The 23,653-nt window shown below is 62.9% G+C and carries 29 protein-coding genes and 1 pseudogene; 16 read left to right on the forward strand and 14 right to left on the reverse strand.

The annotated features are described in order from the left end of the window. Positions 1–82 precede the first annotated feature (82 nt). Complete coding sequence (gene yidD, locus DQG18_RS15175) at positions 83–394, reverse strand: membrane protein insertion efficiency factor YidD (protein WP_116655094.1); 312 nt, start codon at positions 392–394, stop codon at positions 83–85. Beyond that, positions 394–822, reverse strand: a complete 429-nt coding sequence (locus DQG18_RS15180) for an iron-sulfur cluster assembly scaffold protein (RefSeq protein WP_116655095.1) — start codon at positions 820–822, stop codon at positions 394–396. Before DQG18_RS15180 ends, yidD begins: the two co-directional genes overlap by 1 nt. Positions 823–1,016: 194 nt before the next feature. Here DQG18_RS15180 and folE point away from each other — a divergent pair, with 194 nt between their 5' ends. Then, complete coding sequence (gene folE, locus DQG18_RS15185) at positions 1,017–1,646, forward strand: GTP cyclohydrolase I FolE (RefSeq protein WP_116655096.1); 630 nt, start codon at positions 1,017–1,019, stop codon at positions 1,644–1,646. A gap of 207 nt (positions 1,647–1,853) precedes the next feature. After that, positions 1,854–2,300, forward strand: a complete 447-nt coding sequence (hisI, locus tag DQG18_RS15190; RefSeq protein WP_116655097.1) for a phosphoribosyl-AMP cyclohydrolase — start codon at positions 1,854–1,856, stop codon at positions 2,298–2,300. On the opposite strand, the gene DQG18_RS15195 is transcribed toward hisI, so the two are convergent. Continuing rightward, positions 2,291–3,040, reverse strand: coding sequence for a rhomboid family intramembrane serine protease (locus DQG18_RS15195; protein WP_116655098.1), 750 nt, complete (start codon positions 3,038–3,040; stop codon positions 2,291–2,293). The two genes, hisI and DQG18_RS15195, sit on opposite strands and share 10 nt — an antisense overlap. Positions 3,041–3,228: 188 nt before the next feature. Between DQG18_RS15195 and DQG18_RS15200 the strand changes: the two genes are divergently transcribed. Both DQG18_RS15200 and DQG18_RS15205 read left to right on the forward strand, forming a co-directional pair. Further along, positions 3,229–3,879 (forward strand): PAS domain-containing protein, encoded by a 651-nt coding sequence (locus DQG18_RS15200; RefSeq protein WP_116655099.1) that lies wholly within the window; start codon positions 3,229–3,231, stop codon positions 3,877–3,879. A gap of 108 nt (positions 3,880–3,987) precedes the next feature. Then, a complete protein-coding gene (locus DQG18_RS15205; protein WP_425454230.1) occupies positions 3,988–4,620 on the forward strand; it encodes a PilZ domain-containing protein in 633 nt (210 codons plus the stop codon). Between the two features lie 223 nt (positions 4,621–4,843). Here the strand turns inward: DQG18_RS15205 and DQG18_RS15210 are convergent, their stop codons facing one another. Beyond that, positions 4,844–5,650, reverse strand: coding sequence for a CPBP family intramembrane glutamic endopeptidase (locus tag DQG18_RS15210; RefSeq protein ID WP_157970203.1), 807 nt, complete (start codon positions 5,648–5,650; stop codon positions 4,844–4,846). 260 nt (positions 5,651–5,910) lie between these two features. Here DQG18_RS15210 and DQG18_RS15215 point away from each other — a divergent pair. Both DQG18_RS15215 and DQG18_RS15220 read left to right on the forward strand, forming a co-directional pair. After that, positions 5,911–6,294 (forward strand): annotated as a pseudogene (locus tag DQG18_RS15215) (cell wall hydrolase); the annotation flags it as partial. Between the two features lie 200 nt (positions 6,295–6,494). Next, positions 6,495–7,118 carry a transglutaminase-like cysteine peptidase gene (locus DQG18_RS15220; RefSeq protein ID WP_116655102.1) on the forward strand — a complete coding sequence of 208 codons (624 nt, stop codon included), beginning with the start codon at positions 6,495–6,497 and terminating at the stop codon, positions 7,116–7,118. 76 nt (positions 7,119–7,194) lie between these two features. On the opposite strand, the gene DQG18_RS15225 is transcribed toward DQG18_RS15220, so the two are convergent. Next, a complete protein-coding gene (locus tag DQG18_RS15225) occupies positions 7,195–7,521 on the reverse strand; it encodes a DUF6949 family protein (protein WP_116655103.1) in 327 nt (108 codons plus the stop codon). A gap of 139 nt (positions 7,522–7,660) precedes the next feature. Between DQG18_RS15225 and DQG18_RS15230 the strand changes: the two genes are divergently transcribed. Further along, positions 7,661–8,335 (forward strand): hypothetical protein, encoded by a 675-nt coding sequence (locus DQG18_RS15230; protein WP_116655104.1) that lies wholly within the window; start codon positions 7,661–7,663, stop codon positions 8,333–8,335. Positions 8,336–8,495: 160 nt separating this feature from the next. Here the strand turns inward: DQG18_RS15230 and DQG18_RS15235 are convergent, their stop codons facing one another. From DQG18_RS15235 to DQG18_RS15245, 3 genes are all read right to left on the reverse strand, one after another. After that, a complete protein-coding gene (locus DQG18_RS15235) occupies positions 8,496–8,714 on the reverse strand; it encodes a DUF3126 family protein (RefSeq protein ID WP_116655123.1) in 219 nt (72 codons plus the stop codon). Between the two features lie 174 nt (positions 8,715–8,888). Further along, positions 8,889–9,710 (reverse strand): serine O-acetyltransferase, encoded by an 822-nt coding sequence (gene cysE / locus DQG18_RS15240; RefSeq protein WP_116655105.1) that lies wholly within the window; start codon positions 9,708–9,710, stop codon positions 8,889–8,891. Positions 9,711–9,809: 99 nt separating this feature from the next. Then, positions 9,810–10,568, reverse strand: coding sequence for an alpha/beta fold hydrolase (locus tag DQG18_RS15245; RefSeq protein ID WP_116655106.1), 759 nt, complete (start codon positions 10,566–10,568; stop codon positions 9,810–9,812). A 329-nt stretch (positions 10,569–10,897) separates the two neighbouring features. On the opposite strand from DQG18_RS15245, the gene DQG18_RS15250 reads away from it, so the two are divergent. The 3 genes from DQG18_RS15250 (at position 10,898) to DQG18_RS15260 (ending at position 13,827) form a co-directional block, all read left to right on the forward strand. Then, complete coding sequence (locus DQG18_RS15250; RefSeq protein ID WP_116655124.1) at positions 10,898–11,143, forward strand: zinc-finger domain-containing protein; 246 nt, start codon at positions 10,898–10,900, stop codon at positions 11,141–11,143. Between the two features lie 15 nt (positions 11,144–11,158). Continuing rightward, a complete protein-coding gene (locus DQG18_RS15255; RefSeq protein ID WP_116655107.1) occupies positions 11,159–12,337 on the forward strand; it encodes an FAD-dependent oxidoreductase in 1,179 nt (392 codons plus the stop codon). A 116-nt stretch (positions 12,338–12,453) separates the two neighbouring features. Beyond that, positions 12,454–13,827: a TCR/Tet family MFS transporter gene (locus tag DQG18_RS15260; protein WP_157970204.1), complete on the forward strand. Its 1,374-nt coding sequence runs from the start codon at positions 12,454–12,456 to the stop codon at positions 13,825–13,827. Between the two features lie 15 nt (positions 13,828–13,842). Here the strand turns inward: DQG18_RS15260 and gndA are convergent, their stop codons facing one another. After that, on the reverse strand, positions 13,843–15,255 hold the full coding sequence (gene gndA / locus DQG18_RS15265) for an NADP-dependent phosphogluconate dehydrogenase (protein ID WP_116655109.1): 1,413 nt from the start codon (positions 15,253–15,255) through the stop codon (positions 13,843–13,845). A 180-nt stretch (positions 15,256–15,435) separates the two neighbouring features. Here gndA and DQG18_RS15270 point away from each other — a divergent pair, with 180 nt between their 5' ends. Then, positions 15,436–15,966, forward strand: coding sequence for a gluconokinase (locus DQG18_RS15270; RefSeq protein WP_245958499.1), 531 nt, complete (start codon positions 15,436–15,438; stop codon positions 15,964–15,966). Positions 15,967–16,502: 536 nt separating this feature from the next. On the opposite strand, the gene DQG18_RS15275 is transcribed toward DQG18_RS15270, so the two are convergent. Together DQG18_RS15275 and DQG18_RS15280 are read right to left on the reverse strand one after the other, a co-directional pair. Beyond that, positions 16,503–16,685 (reverse strand): CsbD family protein, encoded by a 183-nt coding sequence (locus tag DQG18_RS15275; RefSeq protein ID WP_116655111.1) that lies wholly within the window; start codon positions 16,683–16,685, stop codon positions 16,503–16,505. A 110-nt stretch (positions 16,686–16,795) separates the two neighbouring features. After that, complete coding sequence (locus DQG18_RS15280) at positions 16,796–17,551, reverse strand: SDR family NAD(P)-dependent oxidoreductase (protein WP_116655112.1); 756 nt, start codon at positions 17,549–17,551, stop codon at positions 16,796–16,798. Between the two features lie 201 nt (positions 17,552–17,752). Between DQG18_RS15280 and DQG18_RS15285 the strand changes: the two genes are divergently transcribed. Continuing rightward, positions 17,753–18,070 carry a hypothetical protein gene (locus DQG18_RS15285; RefSeq protein ID WP_116655113.1) on the forward strand — a complete coding sequence of 106 codons (318 nt, stop codon included), beginning with the start codon at positions 17,753–17,755 and terminating at the stop codon, positions 18,068–18,070. Positions 18,071–18,256: 186 nt separating this feature from the next. Beyond that, positions 18,257–18,502, forward strand: coding sequence for an EF-hand domain-containing protein (locus DQG18_RS15290; protein ID WP_116655114.1), 246 nt, complete (start codon positions 18,257–18,259; stop codon positions 18,500–18,502). A 90-nt stretch (positions 18,503–18,592) separates the two neighbouring features. On the opposite strand, the gene DQG18_RS15295 is transcribed toward DQG18_RS15290, so the two are convergent. Together DQG18_RS15295 and DQG18_RS15300 are read right to left on the reverse strand one after the other, a co-directional pair. Next, on the reverse strand, positions 18,593–19,240 hold the full coding sequence (locus DQG18_RS15295) for a response regulator (protein WP_116655115.1): 648 nt from the start codon (positions 19,238–19,240) through the stop codon (positions 18,593–18,595). Beyond that, complete coding sequence (locus DQG18_RS15300) at positions 19,240–21,429, reverse strand: sensor histidine kinase (protein ID WP_116655116.1); 2,190 nt, start codon at positions 21,427–21,429, stop codon at positions 19,240–19,242. Before DQG18_RS15300 ends, DQG18_RS15295 begins: the two co-directional genes overlap by 1 nt. Positions 21,430–21,608: 179 nt before the next feature. On the opposite strand from DQG18_RS15300, the gene DQG18_RS15305 reads away from it, so the two are divergent. From DQG18_RS15305 to DQG18_RS15315, 3 genes are all read left to right on the forward strand, one after another. After that, a complete protein-coding gene (locus DQG18_RS15305) occupies positions 21,609–21,992 on the forward strand; it encodes a hypothetical protein (RefSeq protein WP_116655117.1) in 384 nt (127 codons plus the stop codon). After that, positions 21,989–22,609, forward strand: coding sequence for a hypothetical protein (locus tag DQG18_RS15310; RefSeq protein WP_116655118.1), 621 nt, complete (start codon positions 21,989–21,991; stop codon positions 22,607–22,609). Before DQG18_RS15305 ends, DQG18_RS15310 begins: the two co-directional genes overlap by 4 nt. Positions 22,610–22,707: 98 nt before the next feature. Then, on the forward strand, positions 22,708–23,007 hold the full coding sequence (locus tag DQG18_RS15315; protein WP_116655119.1) for a hypothetical protein: 300 nt from the start codon (positions 22,708–22,710) through the stop codon (positions 23,005–23,007). A gap of 199 nt (positions 23,008–23,206) precedes the next feature. Here DQG18_RS15315 and DQG18_RS15320 read toward each other — a convergent pair whose 3' ends face one another. Beyond that, positions 23,207–23,503 carry a hypothetical protein gene (locus tag DQG18_RS15320; protein WP_116655120.1) on the reverse strand — a complete coding sequence of 99 codons (297 nt, stop codon included), beginning with the start codon at positions 23,501–23,503 and terminating at the stop codon, positions 23,207–23,209. Between the last annotated feature and the right edge of the window lie 150 nt (positions 23,504–23,653).

Here is a 23,653-nt window from a genome sequence, read left to right on the forward strand (position 1 = left end):
GATCAGATGGCCGGGTCAAGCCCGGCCACGACGAAGGAAAGTGATGGAAGGCGAAGGAGAGAAGCGTTGGCCCAACGATCCTTCAAAGCTCCCCGCCCCGCCACCGCCCATAGCGCCAGGGCAGATACCAGCGCGCCCGTTCCGGCTTTGCCTCGGGCACCGGATCGTAGCCATGCGTCCCGCCCGGGCGGCAGCGCCAGATGCGGGCGGCGCCCATCCAGCCGCCGGGCCAGAATCCGTGCCTGAGGATCGCATCGCGGGTGAATTCCGAACAGCTCGGGGCGTGGCGGCAAGTGCGCCCCACGATGGCCGAAAAGGTGTAGCGGTAGAACTGGATCAGGACATAGGCGGTCCATTTGAAGGGTAGGTCGACGATCGCCCAGAAGGATTTCATCAGGCCCCCGCCTGCTCCAGCGCCCCGACCACGGCCTCGAACACCAGAAGGGTCGAGGCTTGGCGGGCGGGGTAGCCACGCACGGGTTCGAGATATTTGAGATCGTCCCAGCGGCCCGTTGGCGGCGGGCCGTCCGCCTTGAGCATCGCGGTCATCGTCTCGCGCAGGGTCCGCAATTCTTCTGGCGTTGCGCCGATGATATGGCTGGCAACGATGGCAGCGCTCGTCTGCCCCAGCGCGCAGGCCGAAACGTCCGCGCCATAGGCTGTGACCTTTCCATCATCGAGAACGAGGTCCACTTCAATGGCCGAGCCACAGATGCGCGACACCTTGCGCGCCGTGCCATCCGGGCTTTCCAGCCGGGGCATCTGGCGCGCCGCGCCCGCGATTTCCAGAATCTTCTGGCTGTAGAGATCGGAAAAGTTCATTGCGCCACAGGGCCCGAAAGTAAAATAAGACTATCGTTCGACGTTTCCGGCCAATCTGTTTTCTTGTCGAACCCGTCTTCCCGACTATATAAGAGGCCTCGCTCCGACCTGCAAAACCAATATGAACGGAGCGTCACCCTTCGGCGTATGGACCCCTTGTCCAGCCCGTGCCGTTGCAAGAGGGACGAACCAATATGGATGTGAACGCCAAGCCCAAGGCCGCCGCCGCGACGGCGCTCGAACGGATGCTCCAGCGCCCCAGCCGCGAGGAAGCGGAAGCCGCGGTGCGCACGCTGATCGCCTGGGCAGGCGACGACCCAAACCGCGAGGGCCTGATCGATACGCCCCGGCGCGTCGCCGATGCCTACCGCGAATTTTACGCCGGCTACGAGGAAGACGCCGCCGAGATCCTGCAGACGACGTTCTCCGAAGTCGGCGGCTATGACGACATCGTGCTGGTGCGCGACATCCCCTTCAATTCCCATTGCGAGCACCACATGGTGCCCTTCGTGGGCAAGGCGCATATCGCCTATCTGCCCCATGACGGGGTGGTGGGGCTTTCCAAGCTGGCGCGGGTGACCGACGTTTTCGCCAAGCGCCTCCAGACGCAGGAAAACCTCACGGCCCAGATCATCGAGGCCATCAACGAGGCGATCAACCCGCGCGGCGCGGCGGTGATGCTGGAAGCCGAGCACATGTGCATGTCCATGCGCGGCATCAGAAAGCACGGCTCCTCGACCCTCACCCATCGCTTTACCGGCGTTTTCGCCGAAGACAGGCAGGAGCAGGACCGCTTTTTTGCGTTGATTCGCGCGGGGCGGTAATCGACGTCCGGCGGTGCTGGCTGGCATCGCTGCACCCCTCATCCGACCTCCGCTTCGCTCCGGCCACCTTCTCCCTCAAGGGGAGAAGGGTAACCGGGGCACCTCGGCTCTTGAGCCCCCTCTCCCCTTGAGGGAGAGGGGTTGGGGGTGAGGGGTGCTACGGTGCCGGCCAAGCGCGTAAATGTCGAGCAAATCTGAGATCACACCATGACCCGGTTCCCCGACCCCAAAACCCTCTCCACATCCGAGCTTGAAACCGGCAACATCTTCGCCCCGAAGTTCGACGCCAACGGCCTTGTGACCGCCGTCACGCTCGATGCGGCGTCAGGCGAGGTGCTGATGGTGGCGCATATGAATGCCGATGCCATCGCCGAGACCCTGCGCTCGGGCTATGCCACCTATTGGTCGCGCTCGCGCAAGGCGCTGTGGAAAAAGGGCGAGACGTCGGGCGAATTGCAGCGACTGGTCGAAATGCGCACCGATTGCGATCAGGACGCGGTGGTGCTGGTCGTCAGCCAGCAGGGCCACGGGGCAGCCTGCCACACGGGCAAGAAAAGCTGCTTTTACCGCAAGGTCGAGCTCGAGGACGGCAAGCCGGTGCTGGCCGATGCGGGCGTTCCCACCCTGTTCGACCCTCAAAAAGTCTATCGCTGATCGCGCCGCCCCCGCGCATCGAACAGCGAGGGCATCAGCAGTCCGGCGATGAACCCGCCAAGATGGGCCTCCCACGCGATGGGCACCGAAACGCCGGTGAAGAGAGGCGCAAGCGGGATCAGAAGGTTCAGCCCCACCCAGAAAATGATGAAGGCACGGCTGCGCTGATTGGAAAAGAGCTGGCCGAGCGTTGCGGTGTGCCGCCCCAGAATCATCGGCTCGCCGGTTTCGGGATTCCTGCCCACCACCACCGGCTGAAAGATGAAGCGCATGGCCGCGCCGGTCAGCGCCGAGACCCCGCCCGAGGCCCCGATCAGCACGCTGAACTGGTTAACGAAAGCGAACTGGACGGCGGTCAGCAGCAGCGCACCGGCCAGCGCGCCGAAAAAGAAGACGGCAAGGAACGGCCCGGCGCCATAGCGCCGCGCGACCGGCGTTCCAAAGACCAGAAGCCACGCCGTGTTGACCAGCAGGTGCGTGAAATCGACATGCAGCAGCGCGTGGGTGAAACCGCTCCAGACGAGCGGGATCACACCGCCCGGCAAAAGGTCGGGCGCCGAGAGGCGGAAGGGGATAAAACCGAACCATATCCGCAAGTTACCCAGCCCGTTGACATCGAGAATCAGGCTCGCCCCAAGGTGGATCGCAACCAGCACCCCGGCCAGCGCCGAAACCGCTCCGGGAGCCATGAAAATCGGCTGGCGTCCACCGCCTTCCCCGTTGGGAACGTTCTCGCGCATCAAAGATTATCCATAGCTGGCAGCGGGTTATGGGAACCGGGCGGACCTATCCACAATCGGACCGTGGAAATTAACCTTAATAATTGTTTAAGGGCGATTTTCCCGTGCCTTTTTGCGAGTGTTGGTGGGTCAGTTTCGGCGGACCGGCCCGAGGGTGCGGACTGCCAATACAAGGTACGTTAGGCCACATGCAACAGTCGAGCACAAGAACGCTTTATGCGTATTGGAACGAAATCCGTGGCGCGCGCTCGACTCCCGAGCGGCGCGACATCGATCCCACGCGGATTCGCGAGGCGCTTGCCTATACGTTCATCCTCGAATCCGAAGATGGGCTCGATTTCAACTTCCGCCTCGCGGGCTCGCACCTGTGCTCGACCTATTGCCGCGAACTCAAGGCCCGTCCCTTCGCATCGCTGTGGACCGGCAAGGACCGGGACGCCCTGGATACGCTGATCCGTGCCGTGACCGAGGACCACGCCGTGGCGCTCGTCACCTTCGAGGCGAAATCTGACCGCGGCGACAAGACCAGTTTCGAGACCGCCCTTTTCCCCTTGCGCCACAACGGGGTGACGACCAACCGCATCATGGGCGGCATGACCGCGCTCGATACGCCCTACTGGCTGGGCATCCACCCGGTGGTCGAGCAGCGGATCACCGGCCTGCGGCTCATATGGCCGGACGACCACGACACCGCGTCGGGCCGCGAGTTCTCGGCGAGCGTTTACGACGGCATCGGCGCCATGATCAACGGCACGACACCCCCCATGCCCGTCACCATCGCCGGCACCGCCGCCCGCCGCTATGCGCATCTGGCGGTGATCGACGGCGGGAAAGCCTGATTTCACTCAATTTTTCCCCAAGTCCAGCCACCCCGGATTACCATCCATTAACGCAAACCGCTCTATTGTTCGGTTCAAATCCGAAACAACGGGAGCGGGGTAAACTGGATGCTCGACCATGACCTGGCTATGGACGTCCGCCGTCAGGCTGTGAGCACGGCTGCCGAAGAGCCGTACTACCAGAGCGTCCGCGTGTCGGTGCTTGGCCGTTACATGCTGGCCGACCGGCGCGAGTTCCCGTGCCAGATCATCGAGATGTCGCCCGGCGACGCGCGCGTCATCGCGCCCGTTTCGGGAAACCCCGGCGAGCGGATCATCATCTATCTCGATCACCTGGGCCGCGTCGAAGGAACGATCACCGAACTGATGGAGGGAGGCTTTGTGATGGAGCTCGTCTCCTCCTCGCGCAAGCGCGACAGGCTGGCTGCCCAGCTCACCTGGCTGGCCAACAAGGACCTTCTCAACCTCCCCGAAGACCGCCGCCACGAGCGCGTCGTGCCCGACATGCGCCATTCCTCGATCCTGCTCGAGGACGGACGGCGCTACAATTGCAAGATCACCGATATCTCGCTCTCGGGCGCCGCCGTCGAAATCGACGTCCGCCCGGCGCTCGGCACCCCGGTGACGCTGGGCCGCATGCGGGCCCGCGTCGTGCGCCATTTCCAGGACGGCATCGCGGTCGAATTCGCCTCGGTGCAGGAAATGCTGACCGTGGTGCAGCAGAACCTTTCGATGAACTAAGTGTTTGATCCCAGGTTTTGATGGAAACGCCGACTTTCATCATCCCGGCAGGATCGCGCTGGATTTTCGGCAATGAATGCCGGAATGACAACGGTGTCTTCCGCAAGTCTACCTCATCCCCCGTGTCACCCCGGGATTCATTCCCGGGGTCCAGACGATGCCTCCCCGAACGCAGATCTTTTGATTCGGTCGGAACCTGAGACGATCCTTATTTTTTTCCGCTTCAGCGCCAGCGCTTGTGGAGATAGTCCACAATGATCGCCGCCAGCGAGAAGGGCACGACGCCAAGCGCGACGAGTTGCAGCATGTCCGCGCCCTCTATCGCAAAATGGCCACGACCGGTGTTGAGCAGCAATTGCGCCACGGTCTGGAACGCCACGTGGAAACCGATGGTTGTCCAGACCGAGCCTGTCGTGCCGCGCAAGATGCCCAGCACCAGTGCCATGAAAAAGAACATCGCCAGCCGGTCGAAAGCGACAGCGCCTGCCGCGATGGTCCATAGCGCGGCGCCCCACAGCGCAAACAGCACGGCTTGCGCTAGAATCGCACCCCAATAGCCCAGCCGGGTTTCCAGATTGACCTGCATATAGCCGCGAAACGCCAGTTCCTCGGGCAACGCTTCGTAGATGAAGACGAGCAGGACGAGCAGCGGGATAAAGGCAAGGATTTCTCCCCATGATGCAATCGGAGTGATGACCGTCCAGCCAAGTCCGAGAACAACCGCAAAGCCAAGCGCGGACGGCACGAGGAATGCAGCGGCGCCAATCAGGAACTGCTTGATGGCGGCGGCTTCGAGACGGAACCCGAGGCTCGCAACGGTCTCCCCATCCAGCCAGCGCCGCACGGCGATCACCATGGGCACGGCCAGCACGGTGGCGAGAATGGCGCTCAGCACATGTCCGCCAAGGGTATAGCCGTCCGGACCGATGCCCCAGAACAGATTGCGCAGAGCGGGCAGTGCCAGCCAGATCGCGACCATGGCGGCCCAAACGATGGCGACGCGGATGAGGGGGGATTTGATCGGGGGCATTCTATCCTCAGGGTTTGGCGGCGCGAACAGTACCATCAAACCCCCGTTCGCCAATGCTCTGGCCGGACGGCTTCCAGCGTGAACAAACCCTTAACCCCGTGAGCGGTATTGTGAGGTTCGAGTAAATCGCCGTGGTCCCTGGGGGCTGGGCCGAGGCGACGCCTGTCCGCGTATTCTGGATGGATTGTGCCATGCGTATCTTACGGAAAGCCGCTGCGCTTGCGGCGGCGCTCATCGCCCTCACTTCCCTTTCCGGATGCCTGTCGCTGGGCTGGTTCGGCGCGCGGACCCCGCACGAGTGCATGACGCGGGTAATGTACTTCGAGTCCAACCGCTCGAGCGAAGAGGGCATGCTCGCCGTGGGCACGGTCGTGATGAACCGGATGTACGCCAAGGGCTACCCCAACGACGTTTGCGGTGTGGTCGGCCAGAAAAACCAGTTCGCTTCGGGTGTCCTCTCCCGGCCCATGAGCGAGGCGCGCAGCATGCAGCGCGCGGCGCATATCGCCCATCAGGTACTCAACGGCGCACGCCACCCCGGCGTGGGCAACGCGATGTTCTTCCACACCGCCGGGCTCACATTCCCCTACAGGAATATGCACTACGTGCTGGTCGCGGGCGGCAACGCTTTTTATGAGCGGAGGTAGGGAAACCGCGCGAATTTAAGTATTGCTCCCCGGCATGGGTCTTGGCGAAACGCCCCCAGCCGATGATGCGTCAGGCAAGCTCATGCCTAACAGCAAGTAAATCAAGCACATAAAACTCGATTCAAAACTGCGTTGTAATTTTCTAATGGGCGAAATTTCCGCCCCCTATCGTGATTTCCGTCGGGGAGATCACGATAATGAAAAAAACAAACGTCTTTATTTCCGGGCTTATCGCCCTTGTTGTTTCACTGGGGGCAGCCGCGCCCGCCAATGCTTTCGAGGCCCATCCGGCCTTTGCATCGATCGGGAGCCAGACTTCGATTCCGGTCGGTCATGCCGAGTTCTGCGAACGGCGCCCCTATGAGTGCCAGCCCATCGAGCAGATCGCCAACATTTCGCTCACCGATGCCCTGTGGCGCGACCTGCAGGATGTCAACAACCATTACAACACCACGGTGACACCGGTCTCGGACCGCGACATCTATGGTGTCGACGAATTCTGGACCTATCCCACCAACGGCTATGGCGACTGCGAGGATTTCGTCCTTGCCAAGCGCGCCGCGCTGATCGAACGCGGCTGGCCCGCATCGACGCTGCTGATTTCCGTCGTCATGCAGCCCAATGGCGAGGGCCATGCCGTGCTGATGGTGCGCACCGACCGTGGCGATCTCGTGCTCGACAATCAGGAAGCGCTGATCAAGGTCTGGACCGACACGCCCTATACCTTCCTCAAGCGCCAGAGCCAGGCCCATGCCGGCCAGTGGGTCGATATCATCGACGCCCGTGACGACAGCATCGTGACCGCAACGGCGGGTTACTGAGGACGGACTGAAATCGCCCCGACAGGCGAAACTCCGGAGCGCACGCCCTGATCAGATCAGAGCTGCGCTCCTTTTTTTACATCATGGCGCGCAGCACGGCGACATAGGTGCCAAGGATCATCAGCCCGGACACGAAGCTCCATGCAAAGGCAATAAACGCGGCGAGCAATACGTTGACGACCGGGATCTCCCCCGCCTCCCCGCTCTGCCAGCCCAGCCGGAGCATGATGTAGGGGCCGCAAAAAAACGTGATGACGATATTGAGAAAACTGCGGGTCGCCGTCGCCCCGGCAACGCGCATGCCCGCCGTCTGGCGCGAAAAGCCCTGATAGAGATGGGTAAGCATCCCCGCCGAACACAGGCCGACCCCGATGATGAAAAAGGCAAGGACCAGTTCTGACACGATGCACCTGCTCGCCAAGGGGCCGTGCAATCGCCGACCATGCGTTAACGGATTATTAAGCATATCCGCCGCCAAACTCGCTGTCATCCGCGCAAGAGCGGCATGGTTAATTTCGAGGATTTGAAGTGGAAAACCGGCGGTGAGCCAAGCCAGCCCCTCCCGGCGACCGGGCGACACCGGCGCAACGCTCTATGTCCTGGCGATCATCGGGCTGATCGTTGCCATCCTGGGGCTGGGCGGCGCCTATGCGGTGGGCGCCTGGCTAGATGCGGCGCGTGAAAAACCTGCCGACCCCGCGCTGGCCGCAACCCACATCATCACCATCGGCGCGCAGCACTATATGGTGCCCGCCGCCCTGATCTCCGACCCCATCCAGCGGCGCGACGGCTTTGCCGACCGGCTCGACATGGCCCTCGTGCTGCCGCTCGCGGCCGATGGCGCGCTGACCCCGGTCGATATCACCATCATGCCACGCGGCCGCGCCCGCACCAGCGCCAACCTGCTTGACAACGTCTATCTGCACCAGTTCGCCCACGCCCAGTTGCAGGGCCCGCCGGGCCTCGTCGGCAAGCCGCTGGGCCATGATGCGGGAACCAGCGGGGAAACCGTCTGGTACGATCCCCTGAGCGCAACGCCATTCGTTGCCAAATGCGCCACACCCATCGCCATGGGAACCCCCCAGAAAACCTGCATCCGCACCGTGCAATTGTCCGACCGCAACACAGCCGTCTTCGCCTTCGAGCCAGCGGTGCTCTATAACTGGCGGGCGTTCGACGGGGCGGTCGAGGGCTGGCTGGCAGGGTTGAGGAAGTAGCGAAAACTCCATGATTCGAGTTTAACACTGCCCTCGCTGTCCCGGCGAAAGCCGGGACCCAAGCAAAATCTCTACGACTGCGAATGAGGAAGTATGGGCCCCGGCTTTCGCCGGGGAAGCGAACGGAGGAAAAAGTTCGCTCCGCCAGAATGGAGCCGGCCTACCCCACCTCGTCGAGATCGATATCGAGGATCGAGATCTGGACCATGTAGGAGCGCTCGCCCTCGTCGTCGTCAACATAGATCAGTCCGATGAATTCCTCGCCGATATAGAGTTCGACAGAGTCGTCCTGTTTGGGACGGGGGCGCACGTCGATATTGCGGTTGGCGAACTTCATCTGCAGGTATTTCTGCAGCTTGATGATTTCCTCGTGCTTCACGAACTTTCTCCAATAGGCGTTTAAGGTAAAGGTGCGGACCGGCATTACGGTCCGGGCCGGCGGGATCACGCCAACGGACGCGACAACAAATCGGTGTGGCCGAGACATAACGGCCATGCCCGGCCACCGCAATGGCGGGGGGCGGATTTCCCCGGACGGATCAAACGCATATGATCAGTCGCGCGGCACCATGACGATCTGGTCCATCACCGTTGCGGGCTGGTTGCAGCCCGCCTCGCCCACGACCTTTGCCGGAACCCCGGCAACCGTCGTGCGCGGCGGCACGTCCTTGAGCACCACCGAGCCCGCCGCCACCCGCGAGCACTCCCCGATCCTGATATTGCCCAGGATCTTGGCCCCCGCCCCGATCAGCACGCCATTGCCGATCTTGGGATGCCGGTCCTCGTCCGATTTGCCGGTGCCGCCCAGCGTTACCGCATGAAGGATCGAGCAGTGATCGCCGATCACGGCGGTCTCGCCCACGACGAACCCGGTCGCATGGTCGAGCATGATGCCCTTGCCGACCAAGGCGGCGGGATGGATATCCACCTGGAACACCTGGCTCGACCGGCTTTGCAGGTAATAGGCGAAATCCTTGCGCCCGCCCTTCCACAGCGCGTGGGCGAAGCGGTGGACCTGGATGGCCTGATAGCCCTTGAAATAGAGCAACGGCTCGGCGGCCCGGTCGCAGGCCGGATCCCTCTCGAGGGTCGCGGCGAGATCCGCGCGGGCGCTCTGCCCGATTTCAGGATAATCGGCGGCCACTTCATCGAAAGTTTGCCGGATGATGTCGGCGGGGACGTCGGCGTGGTCGAGGCGCGCGGCAAGCCGGTGGGCGAGCGCGGACTCGAACGTATCGTGGTTGAGAACCGACGCCATCACCATCTGAGCCAGCGCCGGCTCGGCGAGACAGATGTCGCGTGCCTCGGCCACGATCGTCTCCCACACGGGATCGACGGATTTGAGCTTGCCGGGCCTGGTGGCGGTGCTGGTCAACGGTTCTCTCCAAAACGGCGCGTTCTCATTGAGCCTTCATATAGGGCAAATGCTTGCCCCCGACAAAGGCTGCAATGGAATTTATACTTCACGTTTGGCTCAGATCGGGTAAACGCGCGCCAGAAACGCCAGCGCCCCCTTCTTGAACTGCGGGTCCCCGGTCGCCCGCATGTGGTCGCGCCGCTCAATCACCAGCGCCTCGCCCCGGGGCAACATGTCGGCAAGGGGTTGAGGCGCCCCGCCCACATTGTCCTCGCTGCCCACGGCGACCAGAACAGGCGCTGCGATCCCCCTGAGCTCTTCCACCGGCACGGGCGTCCGCGATCCCGCCATGCAGGCGGCCAGCGCCTTGCGGTCCGATTTGGTATGGTCGGCGAAAATGCGGAACTGGCGCCCGGTGGGGTGAGTGACCTCGGCAAGCGAATCGGCGTTAAGCGCGGCGATGATCTCGTCGCTGTCGAGCGTGGGGGTAGGCATGTTGGCACCCAGCCCTCCGAAAATCGCGCAGGCGACCTTTTCGGGGTTCTGGATAGCAACGAATGCCGAAATCCGCGCACCCATCGAATACCCGATCAGCGCGGCCTGCTCGTACCCCAGATGATCGATGAGATTGGCAACGTCCCGCGCCATTTCCCGCGCATCGTAACGCTCGGCCTCATAGAGCTTTTCCGACTTCCCGTGCCCGCGATTGTCTAGCGTTATGACTCGATAGCCCGCTTCGGTCAGCGTCTCGACCCAGCCGGTCGCAACCCAGTTGACGATCCCGTTCGAGCCGAACCCGTGCACGGCGACGATGGGCGGGCCATCGCCATAAACCTCATAGGCAAGCTCGAAACCTTCGGATTGAAAAACGGGCATAAGGGATTCTTTCGACTCTAGATTTTTCCTGTTTTATCAGCGGACTTCAACGAGGCCAACCACGCCCCGGCAGGCACCGCTGCACCCCTCACCCCCAACCCCTCTCCCTCAGGGGGAGAGGGGGGCTCAAGAGCCGATACATCCAAGGAGTCCCCTTCTCCCCTTGTGGGAGAAGGTGGCCCGGCGAAGCCGGGTCGGATGAGGGGTGCAGCGATGCCAGCCAAACGACAAACGCCAACGCAGATGAGCAGCGCCAAAACTGCCCTCTGGTCATCGCGCCGGTGAGCCGGTATGGTCCGCCCAAATCTGGCACTATGGATTTTCCGATCATGGCACAGCACGTCATCCCGCACTTCCACAACACCGAGGGCCTTGCCCGCATCACTATCGGCAGCAAGGAATTCCAGTGCGTGGGCGCCATGCCGCCGCTCGATCACCCGCATGTCTTTCTCGATATGGGCGCGGACGAGGAGATCGTCTGCCCCTATTGCTCGACGCTCTATGTCTATGACGCCAACCTTCCCGACGGCGCCGCCGATCCGTCGAGCGCCATCTATAACGCCGAAGCCGCCTGACCCGCGAGCGCCAGAATGGGCGCACCGCGATCCATCGTCATCATCGGCGCCGGAATTTCCGGCCTGACCCTTGCGCTGGCGCTCGCCAAGTTCGGCGTGCGGGTGACCGTGATCGAGCGCAACGCCGGGATCACCGAATTCGGCGCGGGCCTGCAGATCAGTTCCAACGCCCGCAAATGCCTCGACGCGCTCGGTCTGGGCGATGCCGTCGCGGCGGCAAGCTTTGCCCCCGAGGGCATCGATCTTTACCCCTTCAATGCACCCGATCCGCTCCAGACCCTGATGCTGGGCGAGAAAATCGCCGACCGCTTCGGCGCGCCCTATGCCGTCATGCACCGGGGCGATCTTGCGGGGGTGCTGTATGCGGCGGCGAAAAAATTCGCCAATATCGAGGTCCTCTTCGGGGTCGAACGGTTCGCGCTCGATGAAAGGAACGGCAAGACCGTGGTGAGCTTTACCGAAAACGGCCACCGCCAGCGAACGATAAGGCCCTTCGCGCTGGTGGGCGCCGATGGGGTCAATTCCGCCGTACGCAGGCAATGGATGGGCGGGATGCGCCCGGACTATTCCGGCAAGGTCGCATGGCGCGCGCTGGTGTCCCCGCAAAGCCTTGAAGGCATTGTGAACCTCGATCGCGTCAGCGTCCTTTTCGGCACGCGGCACCATCTCGTCGTCTACCCCCTGCCCCATCGCCAGACGGTCAATCTCGCTCTTTTCACCCAGGAGCGTGAGCGCGACCTCGATGCATTGGAAAAAGGCCAGCCTTCACTCCGCAACACCAAAGACCGGCGGCTCGCCGCCATTCTTGCGGCGGCAGGGAAAAGCTGGACGCCATGGGTACTGGCGGCGGTCGAAATCGAACGCTGGCACAAGGGCGCCGTCGGTCTCATCGGCGACGCCGCCCACGCCATGCTGCCCTTTCAGGCGCAGGGCGCGGCCATGGGCATCGAGGACGCAACCGTGCTCGCCCCCCTGCTCGCCACCGCATCGAACCCCGAAGAGGCGCTCGCCCGCTACGCGGCGTTGCGGCAGGAACGCGTCAAGCGCGTGCAGGCGGTATCGCGCAACAATGGCCGCATCTTCCATATGGGATTTCCCGCCTCGGTAGCGCGCGACATGGTGATCCGCGCCCAGGGGCCGGAGGGACATTTCGAGCGGCTGGACTGGCTTTACGGGTATGAGCCGGAGGGATGAGGGAAGCGGTTTCAACCGCGAACGCCATATTCCGCAGAACAACCGCTCCGGGGCTTGCGTTATCCCTTTCCCACATGCCAACTGACGTCCCTGCACTGACCGCCAAAAAGAGCCTGATGCGTGTAAATCCCCAGTCGCGGCTGACCCTTGTTTTCATCCTCATCACTGTCTTTCTCGACATTGTGGGGCTGGGAATCATCCTGCCTGTCCTTCCGGGGCTGATCCTCGAATTGACCGACGGCGACAACGTCGCCAATGCCGCGGTGATCGGGGGCTATCTGGTCTTTGTCTATGCCTCGATGCAGTTCCTGTTTTCGCCTATCCTGGGCAATCTGTCCGACCGTTGGGGGCGGCGGCCGGTTTTGCTGCTGTCGCTGGTCGGGCTTTCGATCGACTATTTTCTGATGGCCTGGGCGCCGACCCTCGCGTGGCTGTTCGTGGGGAGGGTACTCTCGGGCATTTGCGGCGCGGCGATGGGCACGGCGACCGCCTATGTCGCCGACATCACGCCAAAGGAAAAGCGCTCGCAGCGCTTCGGGCTGATCGGGGCGGCGTTCGGGCTGGGGCTGATCGTGGGGCCGGTGATCGGAGGCGAACTGGGCGAGTTCGGCCCGCGCGCGCCGTTCTACCTTGCCGCAACGCTCGCCGCGACAAACGTGGTCTTCGGCTTTTTCGTCCTGCCCGAAAGTCTCTCGAAATTCCGCCGCCGCCGCTTCGATTTGAAGCGCGCCAACCCGTTCGGCGCGATTCTGGCCTTCCGGCACACGCCCATTGTTCTGGTGCTGCTCGGGGCGCTGTTCCTGTTCGCGCTGGCGGGCCAGACCTATCCCAACGTCTGGAATTTCTACACCATCCGCCAGTTCGACTGGTCGCCCTCCCAGGTGGGGCGCTCGCTGGGCGTATTTGGCATATTGTTCGCGCTGAGCCAGGCGGTACTGGTGGGCCCGGCGATCAGATATTTCGGCGTTGCGGCAACGATTCTGGCGGGCCTCGCGCTGGCGGTCTTCGCCTTTATAGGGGTGTCGCTGATCGATACCGAACTGGGGTTGTGGTTCTTCCTCGTCGTCGGCTCGTTCAGCGCCGTCGCGGCACCCTCACTCACCGGGCTTCTCTCCAACAACGTCAAGGCCAACCAGCAGGGCGAATTGCAGGGCGCGGTGAACGCCACCAACTCGCTGACCGCCATCATCGCCCCGGTCGGCGCCACCCAGCTCTTTTCCTTTTTCACATCCGAAACCGCGCCCACCTATTTCCCCGGCGCGCCCTTCTTTGCCGCCGGGCTGATGGTGGCGGGCAGCGCCCTGCTCTTCATCTTCGCGGCCCTGCGCTTCACCATCTGGCAGACCCCGGAAGAAAAAGCCGGAAAACCCCTCGTCCCCCCACCCCTCCCCAGCGGCCAGGCCTTCAACCGCCCCGATACCGAGGATATGCCGGACAATGGGAACGGGAACGACGAGAATGGGAACGGCAAAACGGATTTACGGCAGTAGAGGATGAGCCGATGCCTATTTTTCGACCAGGCTCGGCCATTTATGATGAAAATCGCCGTCCCCGTCCGTCCGCTTGAACCCGTGCGCACCGAAGAAATCGCGCTGGCCCTGCGTGAGATTGGTCGTCCCATTCGCCTGCCGATAGCCATCGAAATAGGCGAGCGCCGAGGAAAGGCATGGCGAAGGGAGTTCGTTCACCGCGCAGGTGGCGACCACCGCACGCAAAGCACCGCTGCTCTCCTTCATCAGATCGACAAAGGCCGGCTGGGTCAGAAGGTTCGCAGCGCTTCCTGAAGCAAAGGACTGAGAAATCTGGTCGAGAAACCGCGAGCGGATGATGCAGCCTGCGCGCCAGATCTTGGCGATCACATCGAGCGGCAGGTTCCAGCCGTTCTCTTCCGACGCCTTGGCCATCACGGCAAATCCTTGCGCATAAGCTGCGATCTTTCCGGCCAGAAGCGCCTTTTCCAGCGCCTCAAGCGAAATGGTCGCCTTGCCCCTGGGCGCGGCGCCATAAAGCCGCTCGCCCTCGACGCGCTCGGATTTCATCGAGGAGATGGAGCGCGCGGCGACCGCGCCTTCGATGGTGGTGGCCGAAACGCCAAGGTTGAGCGCCTCGATGGCCGACCAGCGGCCCGTGCCCTTCTGGCCCGCCGAATCGACAATGACCTCGACCAGCGGCTTGCCGGACTTGTCGTCCACTGCTTCGAGCACGTGCCCGGTGATCTCGATGAGATAGGAATCGAGCGGCCCGGCGTTCCAGTCCTTAAACACCCTGGCGCACTCGGCGGCGGACATGCCAAGCCCGTCGCGCATCACCCCGTAGATCTCGGCGATCATCTGCATGTCGGCATATTCGATGCCGTTGTGGATCGTCTTGACGAAATGCCCCGCGCCCCCGGTCCCGAGATAGGCGCAACAGGGCTCCCCGTTGAATTTGGCCGCGATCGCCGTCAGCACCGCCTCGGCGTTCTTCCATTCGGCTTGCGAGCCGCCCACCATGATCGAGGGCCCGTGTCGAGCGCCCTCCTCGCCCCCTGACACCCCGATGCCGAGGAACCCGATCCCCGTGCCGTCGAGTTCGGCAAAGCGGCGCACCGTATCGTGGTAATTGGCGTTACCCGCATCGATGATGACATCGCCCTTTTCCAGCAGCGGCTTCAACTGCGCGATCACCGCATCGACCGGCTCGCCCGCCTTGACCATGATGATGACCGAACGCGGGGCCTTGAGCATGCCGACGAACGCGGCAAGATCGCCCGACCCCATCACATTGTCCGAGAGATCCCCGGCTGACGCCAGAAACGCGTCGACCTTGTCGGGCGTGCGGTTATAGACCGCGACCTTGTAACCGTTATCCGCAATGTTGAGCGCAAGATTTTCGCCCATAACGCCAAGGCCGATCAGCCCGATATGTGCCTGAGTCATTTGTGATCTCCAGAGTGGAACAAGGTTTTCGCACAGCCCGCGCACAAGGTCAAAACGCCCCGGTGCAATCGTCCCGTGCCCGATGTAAAGTTCCCTGTCGCTTCGGACGAGAAGCTTTTCTCGGCGCCGAAATGCGGTATAGAATCAAGATGTAATCGATTGCAACGGCCGGGAGAAGCCATGCGGCACATGAAGGGTTCAACAACAAAGGCCGCCCGGCTCATCGTCGTGATGGGGGTTTCGGGGGCCGGAAAGACCACCATCGGCGAAAGGCTGGCCGATGCGCTGGCCGTTCCCTTCATCGACGCCGACAATCTCCACCCCCGCGCCAATGTGGAAAAGATGCGCGGCGGCAGCCCGCTTGAGGACGCGGACCGCTGGCCCTGGCTCGAAATCGTCGCCGATGCCATGCGCAACACCGCCGACAAGCAGGGCCGGGTCGTCTGCGCCTGCTCGGCGCTGCGCCGCGACTATCGCGATCACCTGATCGACAAGGCGGGCGAGCCGATCGCCTTCGTGCTGCTCCATGGCGACAAGGAGTTGATCGCCGAACGCCAGGCCAACCGCACCGGCCATTTCATGCCCCCGGCCCTGCTCGACAGCCAGTTCGCAACGCTCGAACCGTTCGAGGACGACGAACTGGGCATCACGCTCGACGTGGCCTATGCGGTGGACGATCTGGTAACGCAGGCGGTGGGGTTTTTGCAGTAGGGTAGACCGGTGGACCGGCGTTCTGGCGCGGGCATCGCAGCACCCCTCACCCCCAACCCCTCTCCCTCAAGGGGAGAGGGGGGCTCAAGAGCCGAGGAGCCCCGGATACCCTTCTCCCCTTGAGGGAGAAGGTGGCCTTTCGCGTGAAGCGAAAGGTCGGATGAGGGGTGTTGCGATGCCAGCAAGCCACGCCGGGCGCCGCCAATACGCGCCCATAAAAACGCCGCCCCGGAAAATCCCGGAACGGCGCACCATCATGGATGAAGGCCGGCTTTAGAGTGCCTAACAAAACCAGAGATGGTCACGATGGGGTTTGGACGAGTCGGATGCAAGGACAGGCGCGCGGGCGATACCGGGGGTATCGCCAAGCGACTGGACACGGCAGGCGGCCGTCCAAACCCCACCTGCGGCGCGCGGAATTTGTCCATCCGCTGCGTTCCCGCGTTTGCCGATACCTTGGTATCGGCTGCACGCGGCGCCTTGCGGGCTGAACAAATTGCGCGCGTCGTGGCCGTCTCTGGTTTTGTTAGGCACTCTTAATGCTTCAGCGCGTCGCGGGCGGCGTCCTTGGCTTTGCCGACCTTGTCCTGAACGTGGCCCTTGGCCTTGTCCATCTTGCCTTCGGCCTGGAGTTTCTTGTTGTCGGTCGCCTTGCCGGCGGCTTCCTTGACGGCGCCCTTGGCCTTGTTGCCGGCGCCCTTTATTTCGTCCTTGTGCATGGTGTTCCTCGCATGACGGACGGGATTGTCCGCTCGCCAGAAGAACGCCGGACGGCGAAGCCGGGTTCCGGGGCTCTGCCCTACATCGTGGTTTCCCCTATTCGGCGCGTCTACTGCGCCGAATAGGCGCCATCGACGAGATGGTACGATCCGGTGATGAACGAGGCCCGGTCCGAAAGGAGGAACGCCGTCAGGGCCGCCACCTCCTCGGGCTCGCCCAACCGCCCGATGGGATGGCGTCCCACGAGCATTTTCCGGGTTGCGTCATCGAGGCCCTCATCGATCAGGGGGGTGTTGATGAAGGCCGGGCCCACCGCGTTGACGCGGATGCCCCTGGCCGAATACTCGACCGCCGCCGTTTTCGTCAGGCCCACCACGCCATGCTTGGCCGCGACATAGGCAGCGGCCGTGGCAAAGCCGTTCGTGCCCAGGATCGAGGCCATGTTGACGATGGAGCCGCCGCCCCGCCGCAACATCGCAGCGATCTCGTAGCGGGTGCAGTAAAAGACGGAATCGAGGTTGACCGAGATCACCTTGTGCCAGCCCTCGATGCTGTAATCGCCGACCAGATTGGCCTCGCCGCCGATACCCGCATTGTTGACCGCCCAATCGAGGCCCCCATACTGCTGTTCGGTAAAGGCAACCATCGCCTCCACCGCCGCCGCATTGGTGACATCGATCTCATGAACGGCGGCGGTGCCGCCCTTTTCGGCGATCTCATCGGCCACCGCTTGCGCGTGCTCGACATTGAGGTCCGCCACAACGACACGCGCCCCGCCCGCCGCCAGTTCGCGCGCTATGGCCGCCCCGATGCCCGAACCTCCGCCCGTCACCAGCGCAACCTTGTCCTGATATTCCCCGGCCATGACGTGCCTCCTTTTGAAATTGGCAGTTGGTGCCTCGACCATCTTGCATCCGCACGCCGACGACGTTGACCGAGATCAACCTCCGACGCGGAGATAAAGTTTCATTAGCCATAGACGCAAGCGTAACGGCGCGGAAACGTTCCTTAACCGCCGGCTGTGTCATACTGCCCCTAAGGAGAGGCGTATCGTTGGAGGGACGGCATGAGAACGCTTTCGCGTCAGGAACTGGCGTTGATGCTGGTCTGGGCATTTCGGGAACAGCAGGTGGAAACCGCGCTTGCCCCGCACACCGATGCCCTGACGCTTTATCATAATGTGATGGCCCTGCCGGTCGACGAGGCCGCCGCCATCGTCAGTTGCGCGCGGATGGGTAATGTCGCGCCCTCCGATCCGCTGTTGCTGGCGCGCTGGACGCGCGGGCTGTGCCTCTTGCGCGATCTGATCCAGCAACCGCTGTGTGAGCTGACCATCACGAAACCAGAGTCCGAAACAAGACCACACCCCGCTTCCGCGGCCTGATCGAAAAGGGGCCGAATGGGGGCGAAAATGCCTTCAAATTTTCGTGATAAGGCCCTTTGGGCGCCCGTCCGCCGCCCCAAAGCGCCAGCACATTCCGCTCACGGTTTCGCGATTTGCCGCGTTGCCGTCGGCGGCAGGGTTTCTTCCACCGCCGTTTTCAAAAACTCGACATGGAGCATGAAACCCATGAAAAAGATTGTAGCTCTTGCCACCCTTCTGGGCCTTTCCCTCGCCGCACCGGCCTTTGCGCAGGGCGCCGTCGATTTCGACACGCTCGACGCCAATATGGACGGCGCCGTGAGCTTTGAGGAACTCCAGGTGGCGCTTCCCGCCATCACCCAGGACGACTTCACGCTTCTGGACGCCGATGGCGACGGCGCGCTCTCGCGCGAAGAATTCACAGCTCTCCTGGAAGCGCCTGCAGCCGAGTAGGCCCTCCAACGGCACGATGCCGCCAGAACGGCGGCATCGTGTCCCCAAGACAGCCGACCCCAATGTCCGGGGGCAAAGGCGTGCGTTCTTCTATCGTCCAGGAGATTTTTCGCTCAATCCAAGCCTTGCCGCATGCCAGGATGCTTCGGCGCGCGAGGAAATGCCAAGCTTGCGATAGATACCCTTGATGTAGCCCGCCACGGTGTTTTCCGAGATCTCCAGTGTGCCGGCGACCTCGCCATTGCGCAGGCCGCGCCCGATCAGCCCAAGCACCTCGCGCTCGCGTGCCGTCAGATCGTCGTCCGGGGCGGCCGGGCCGGTCCTGCGGAAATGCTCCATGATCCGGCGCGCCACCGAGGGCGAAAGCGCGGGGATGCCTTCGGCCATCTGCTTGAGCTGGCGGATCAGCAGATCCTGAGGCTGCTCCTTGAGCAGATAGCCCTGCGCACCGGCCGACAACGCGCCGACTATGGAAGCATCATCGCCCATGACCGTGGTGACGACGCAGACCGTTTCGGGGCGCAGCAGGCGCAGATTGCGCAACACGTCGAGGCCCGAACCGTCAGGCAGGCCGAGGTCGATCAGCGCCACGTCATAATCGCGCGCGGCGGCCTGGGCGATCCCGGCGCGCATGCTGGGCGCATCGTGAATGTCGCAATCGGGAAACGCCGCACAGACGATCTCGGTCAGCCAGCGGCGCGTTTCGCTCAGATCCTCGACAATAAGTATCTTCGTCATCAGTTCTTCCGTACTGCATCGATTGGAAACTGCGCCTCGACGCGGGTGCCGCCAGCCGTGCTTTCAATATGAAACCGGCCACCCAGACTTGTCACCCGAGCCCGCATGTTGGCAAGGCCGTTGCCACCCCGAACGGCATCGGGATCGAAACCTTCGCCGTCATCGGCCACCGAGACCGCGATAGCGCCGTCGTCGAGGGTGACGGCAATGCGGATCGAGGTCGCGCCGGCATGTTTGAGCGCGTTCTGCACCGCCTCGCGGACGATCGAGCGCAATGTATGCGCCGTCGCAAGCGGCAATATTGTCGACGCTCCATTTTGCGCCCGCCAATCCATCTTCACACCGGCGGCGAAAAGATGCTCGGAAATTTGCGAACGCAGATCGGCCAGCATCTCATCGAACGACAGATCGGGACTGGAGGCATTGTTCACGATGTCGCGCAGGTCGGTCAGCGTCTCGCGGATCATCAGGTCCTTGCGGCCGTAGTCCCTGCTATGGAGTGCGCCCATCAGTTGCACGCCGATATTGTCGTGAATATCGCGGGCGATGCGCACGCGCTCCTCGGCGACACCCTTTTCATAGGCTTCACGGCTGTCGAGCGCGTTGGCGAGCATGGCGGAAAGCTCGGCGGCCAAATCGACATCGCGCGGAGAAAACAGCCTCCGCCCCCCGCCTGCGTAGTCCAGCCGATAGCCCGGCAGCCCTCCAGGACCGGGCACGGCCAGCGCCAGACCGTCATCGATAAGCCCCGGCATCGTCATATTGCCGCTTCGGGTTATGGAAAGCGGTCGGAACGCCTCTTCCAGCAGCGCGCGCCAGCGCGCATGCTGATCGCGCCCCGGAGGGGTAAGCGCCACATCCATCACCTGCCGGAACAGATTTCTGTCCGCAGGTTCGCCACGGCGCAGCACGAGGCGAGCCAGCACATCGCGCAAGGGAAGCCAGGTCAGCGCCACGATCAGCAGCGATAGTGCGAAGGCCGGTGCACGTTCATCGACGATGGTGACGATCAGGAGCGCATCGAGACCGAGGAGCAGGAACACCCCGATGACATAGAAAAGAATGCGAAACGCCCATTCGTCGAGCTGAAAAAGCCGGAACCGCGCAACCCCCAGCGCAACGCCGACATAGGCGAGCAGGAAAAACAGGAAAGCCTCGCCCTGGGAGATGGTGGCGCCGAATCCAAGCAGATTGGGCGTGATGACGGTCGCAACGAAGGCGCCCGCACCGACGATAACCGCCAGGCCGAGCCAGGTCAGCGCAGCGCGGTCGCGCGGATTGCCCTGCGCGGCCCAATACTGGATGGCGACCAGAGCCGTAATGGCGAGCATCGCAAGAACGACCGGGAGATGGAAGCCCACACCCGGCCCGCCAGCCAGTTGCAGGATATCGACGACCTGCCAGACACCGAGGATAGCGACCGGCAGCGCGAGCCAGCGCGCCGGAACCAGCCTGCGCGGATAAACGAGGAAAAGCCCGATCATGCCCGCCCCGAAGGTGAGGGCACCGATATGATTGAAGGCCGAAAGCGTGGAAAACAGCGCGCCCGGAAGCGCCAGTTCCCGCGTGGAATAGACCGCAGCCGGGAAGGCCGAGACCATGAGCCCGGTACCGGCGATGGCCAGGAACCGCGCCGCCCATTCGCCACGCCTCAGCCCCCAGATCCATGCCCCGATCCAGAAACCGGCCAACCCCACCCCGATCTGCATCCAGAAGGCCGGCGGCAGCGATGCGACGGGCCGCTGGCGTTGTGGGAAAAGCGTATAGATCCGAACCTCGTCCAGAAACGCGACACTTGCCGCGACAGACGCTTGCCGCAGGATCGCGGCGATCTCGCCCTGCCGCGCGAAAAAGGCCCGCATGTCGGCATAGGTTTCGAGCGTATCGGGCTCCTCGATGAGATCGCCCGGAGCGATACGGATCGTGGTTCCGTCGATTCCGGTGATTGCCACAAGGGAAGCCACGGACGCCGGTATCCCCGCGCCCGGCTGATCGACCGCCGGGCTGCCCTGCTCGACGCCATCGATCCACAGTCCTTCGAAAGCGACGGGAATGGCGAGGCCGGGTTCGATCGCCAGCCTCAATCCCAGCCAGCGCTGATCCATCGCCAACCCGACCATGAACGCGGCCAGCATCACGCTGACCGCAACGGCGGCGGAAAGCAGGAGATTGGGCGTAAAGCGGGTCAACAGAAGCGCATCTCCCTTTTGTACGAGAATCCGGCGGCACCGACTGTTGCACTCTAACCGCGTTTTGTCCGCAACCTAAGAAGCGCCCAAAATTTGATGACCCCCTGAATAGGGGGGATCAGAGGCGATGGTCGTCCAATAGTTTTCAAACCGCAACGGCTTTTGTCAGGAGGACACCGATGACGATCCGTCATATCGGGGTAACCGCCGTCATGCTTTCCGGCATGCTGTACACCCAGGCGGCCCCGGCACAAACCTTGGAGGAACATATGGATTGCGCCGCCGCCTTTGTGCTGCAGGGCACGATCTATCCCGAGCATCAGGCCGAAGCCATGCGGCGCGTACCGATCGTATATCAGGCGGCGCGCCAATCGGAACCAGAGCTTGCGGGCGCAACCGACGACCAGTTCAACACGCTCACCTTCAGGCTCATGCAGGATATTCTCGCGGAAACCCTGGCTTCGGGAGATGAGGACGGTCCACTGGCGCTCATCAATCTCATCGAGAACTGCGAGATGGCTTACGGCCTCGACTGGCTGGGACAACCGGACGGCATGCAATGAGCGATGCGCACGAACTGAGCCGACACGGCCATGTCTTTCGTCCCGGCCCGTTCCACAGGCGTCGTGCCTATTGGCTGGAGGGCGCCGCATTGCATTGGCGCATCGGTGCCGACGAAGGGCAGGCACAACTCGCGGACATGGCATTCATGCGCCTCAACCCGCCCGATGATACAGGGGCGCCGGCGCGCTGTGTGCTGATCGAGAAAACCGGCCGGGTCCACAAGCTCTGCGACCGCTACTGGCCGCGCTGGACGAAGCAAGAACGCCACTCCTGGGGCCGTCTCCAACGGCGTGAGGCTACCTTCCGTGCGCTGACCTTCACGCTGGCGCGGCGGCTGAAGAAAGCCAACCCGGGCACCATACTTGAATCAGGAGCGGGCCGGAGCGAATGGATCGCAACCTGCATCGTGGCGGCGCTGGCTATCGCCATCATTCTCGGTGGCGCGGGGCTGATGATCGCCCAGGGGCGGATATATCTTGCCATCCTGGCCTTCATGGCGCTCGCCGCGATCTACCTGCCGATGCTCTGGCCGGTCATCCGTTCCGGTGGCCCTCGGCCACTGGACCCTGCAACGCTGCACAACGCCAATCCACCACCGAGCCGGGTAGAGTGGTGATCTCCAGAACACACCTGGATCGATCCCCCCCTGAACAGGGGGGCGAAAATGGCCCGCAACCCGGATAGATGGATCAAAGTCCATATTGGAGGAGACCAATGGCACCACGTATCCTGATCTCGGCGCTGCTCACTGGCGCAACGCTTTTGACCGCCGGTTGTGCAAACAGCGTTCTCAACGATCCCGAGGAAATGGCCCGGCGCAAGGCCTTCGTGGACCGCCAGCAGGCTGGATGGGACGGATTCTGGGGCCAGTTCGAGGGATCGCCGAGCGAACAGGCAAACCAGCCCTCTGGCGGCAGCCCCGGCCTCATGCAGAGTTCGGCTTCAACCCAGAGTCAATGCCGCGCCATCGGCGGTACCTGGAACACTGCAGACAACTATTGCTGGCGCCTATGACGTTTCGGCGCATCATATGACCGTTCGGAAAAAGGTTGCCAGAGTCTGAGGGGCCGATTGCGGCGGGCCTGTTTCCGGCCCGGGAATGGCCCGAATGGATCGGCGCGCCCGCGCTCAACGCGCGTTGAACTCGAAAAGGGTCGCCGAACGACTTTATTCATGATGGCAGGCGCACTGTTGTTCGGCGCAGCAATTTACCTCATCTACCATCTGACGACCTGACCGAGCCGAACAGTCGACGCGCGGTCCAGGTGCAGACGATGGCGGCGCCGATGTAGGCGGGGAGCATCCCGCTTGTGCGGCTCAGCCTGATTCCATCGGCTGCAAATTGGTCTCCCCAGAAAAGAAACGGCACAAGCCATACGGCGAATGCTGCCCCGCCGACAGCCAGCCAGGAGAGAACCCGGAACCGCCAGTCCCAAAGCGCCATGACCACACCGACCGCGACCGCCGCCGGGAAGCCGAACGAATAGGCGCTCGGCAGGCCGAAAATCATACCGAAGAAGGCAACCCGCAGCAGAGCTATGCGGGATTTTGGGTGATACGGCCTGATCAAGCGGCGCGATTTTCGGCGACGCTGGTGGCTACGCCGTCGGTGAATGTGACGCCTTCGATGAGCAAAGGCAACTGGTTCGCGCCCTTCAGG

Source organism: Pelagibacterium sediminicola, from assembly GCF_003390885.1.
Lineage (GTDB): Bacteria > Pseudomonadota > Alphaproteobacteria > Rhizobiales > Devosiaceae > Pelagibacterium > Pelagibacterium sediminicola.

Excerpts from the sequence above, each read along its gene's own strand:
- DQG18_RS15280 (WP_116655112.1), bottom strand. The coding sequence starts at position 17,551 with ATGGCCGGGGAATATCAGGACAAGGTTGCGCTGGTGACGGGCGGAGGT.
- DQG18_RS15315 (WP_116655119.1), top strand. The coding sequence starts at position 22,708 with ATGGCACCACGTATCCTGATCTCGGCGCTGCTCACTGGCGCAACGCTT.
- DQG18_RS15320 (WP_116655120.1), bottom strand. The coding sequence starts at position 23,503 with ATGATTTTCGGCCTGCCGAGCGCCTATTCGTTCGGCTTCCCGGCGGCG.
- DQG18_RS15195 (WP_116655098.1), bottom strand. The coding sequence starts at position 3,040 with ATGCGCGAGAACGTTCCCAACGGGGAAGGCGGTGGACGCCAGCCGATT.
- DQG18_RS15220 (WP_116655102.1), top strand. The coding sequence starts at position 6,495 with ATGAAAAAAACAAACGTCTTTATTTCCGGGCTTATCGCCCTTGTTGTT.
- DQG18_RS15295 (WP_116655115.1), bottom strand. The coding sequence starts at position 19,240 with ATGACGAAGATACTTATTGTCGAGGATCTGAGCGAAACGCGCCGCTGG.
- hisI (WP_116655097.1), top strand. The coding sequence starts at position 1,854 with ATGACCCGGTTCCCCGACCCCAAAACCCTCTCCACATCCGAGCTTGAA.
- DQG18_RS15270 (WP_245958499.1), top strand. The coding sequence starts at position 15,436 with ATGCGGCACATGAAGGGTTCAACAACAAAGGCCGCCCGGCTCATCGTC.
- DQG18_RS15305 (WP_116655117.1), top strand. The coding sequence starts at position 21,609 with ATGACGATCCGTCATATCGGGGTAACCGCCGTCATGCTTTCCGGCATG.
- DQG18_RS15290 (WP_116655114.1), top strand. The coding sequence starts at position 18,257 with ATGAAAAAGATTGTAGCTCTTGCCACCCTTCTGGGCCTTTCCCTCGCC.
- DQG18_RS15180 (WP_116655095.1), bottom strand. The coding sequence starts at position 822 with ATGAACTTTTCCGATCTCTACAGCCAGAAGATTCTGGAAATCGCGGGC.
- DQG18_RS15310 (WP_116655118.1), top strand. The coding sequence starts at position 21,989 with ATGAGCGATGCGCACGAACTGAGCCGACACGGCCATGTCTTTCGTCCC.
- DQG18_RS15245 (WP_116655106.1), bottom strand. The coding sequence starts at position 10,568 with ATGCCCGTTTTTCAATCCGAAGGTTTCGAGCTTGCCTATGAGGTTTAT.
- DQG18_RS15255 (WP_116655107.1), top strand. The coding sequence starts at position 11,159 with ATGGGCGCACCGCGATCCATCGTCATCATCGGCGCCGGAATTTCCGGC.
- DQG18_RS15210 (WP_157970203.1), bottom strand. The coding sequence starts at position 5,650 with ATGCCCCCGATCAAATCCCCCCTCATCCGCGTCGCCATCGTTTGGGCC.
- DQG18_RS15205 (WP_425454230.1), top strand. The coding sequence starts at position 3,988 with ATGCTCGACCATGACCTGGCTATGGACGTCCGCCGTCAGGCTGTGAGC.
- DQG18_RS15200 (WP_116655099.1), top strand. The coding sequence starts at position 3,229 with ATGCAACAGTCGAGCACAAGAACGCTTTATGCGTATTGGAACGAAATC.
- DQG18_RS15260 (WP_157970204.1), top strand. The coding sequence starts at position 12,454 with ATGCGTGTAAATCCCCAGTCGCGGCTGACCCTTGTTTTCATCCTCATC.
- DQG18_RS15285 (WP_116655113.1), top strand. The coding sequence starts at position 17,753 with ATGAGAACGCTTTCGCGTCAGGAACTGGCGTTGATGCTGGTCTGGGCA.
- yidD (WP_116655094.1), bottom strand. The coding sequence starts at position 394 with ATGAAATCCTTCTGGGCGATCGTCGACCTACCCTTCAAATGGACCGCC.
- DQG18_RS15275 (WP_116655111.1), bottom strand. The coding sequence starts at position 16,685 with ATGCACAAGGACGAAATAAAGGGCGCCGGCAACAAGGCCAAGGGCGCC.
- gndA (WP_116655109.1), bottom strand. The coding sequence starts at position 15,255 with ATGACTCAGGCACATATCGGGCTGATCGGCCTTGGCGTTATGGGCGAA.
- folE (WP_116655096.1), top strand. The coding sequence starts at position 1,017 with ATGGATGTGAACGCCAAGCCCAAGGCCGCCGCCGCGACGGCGCTCGAA.
- DQG18_RS15250 (WP_116655124.1), top strand. The coding sequence starts at position 10,898 with ATGGCACAGCACGTCATCCCGCACTTCCACAACACCGAGGGCCTTGCC.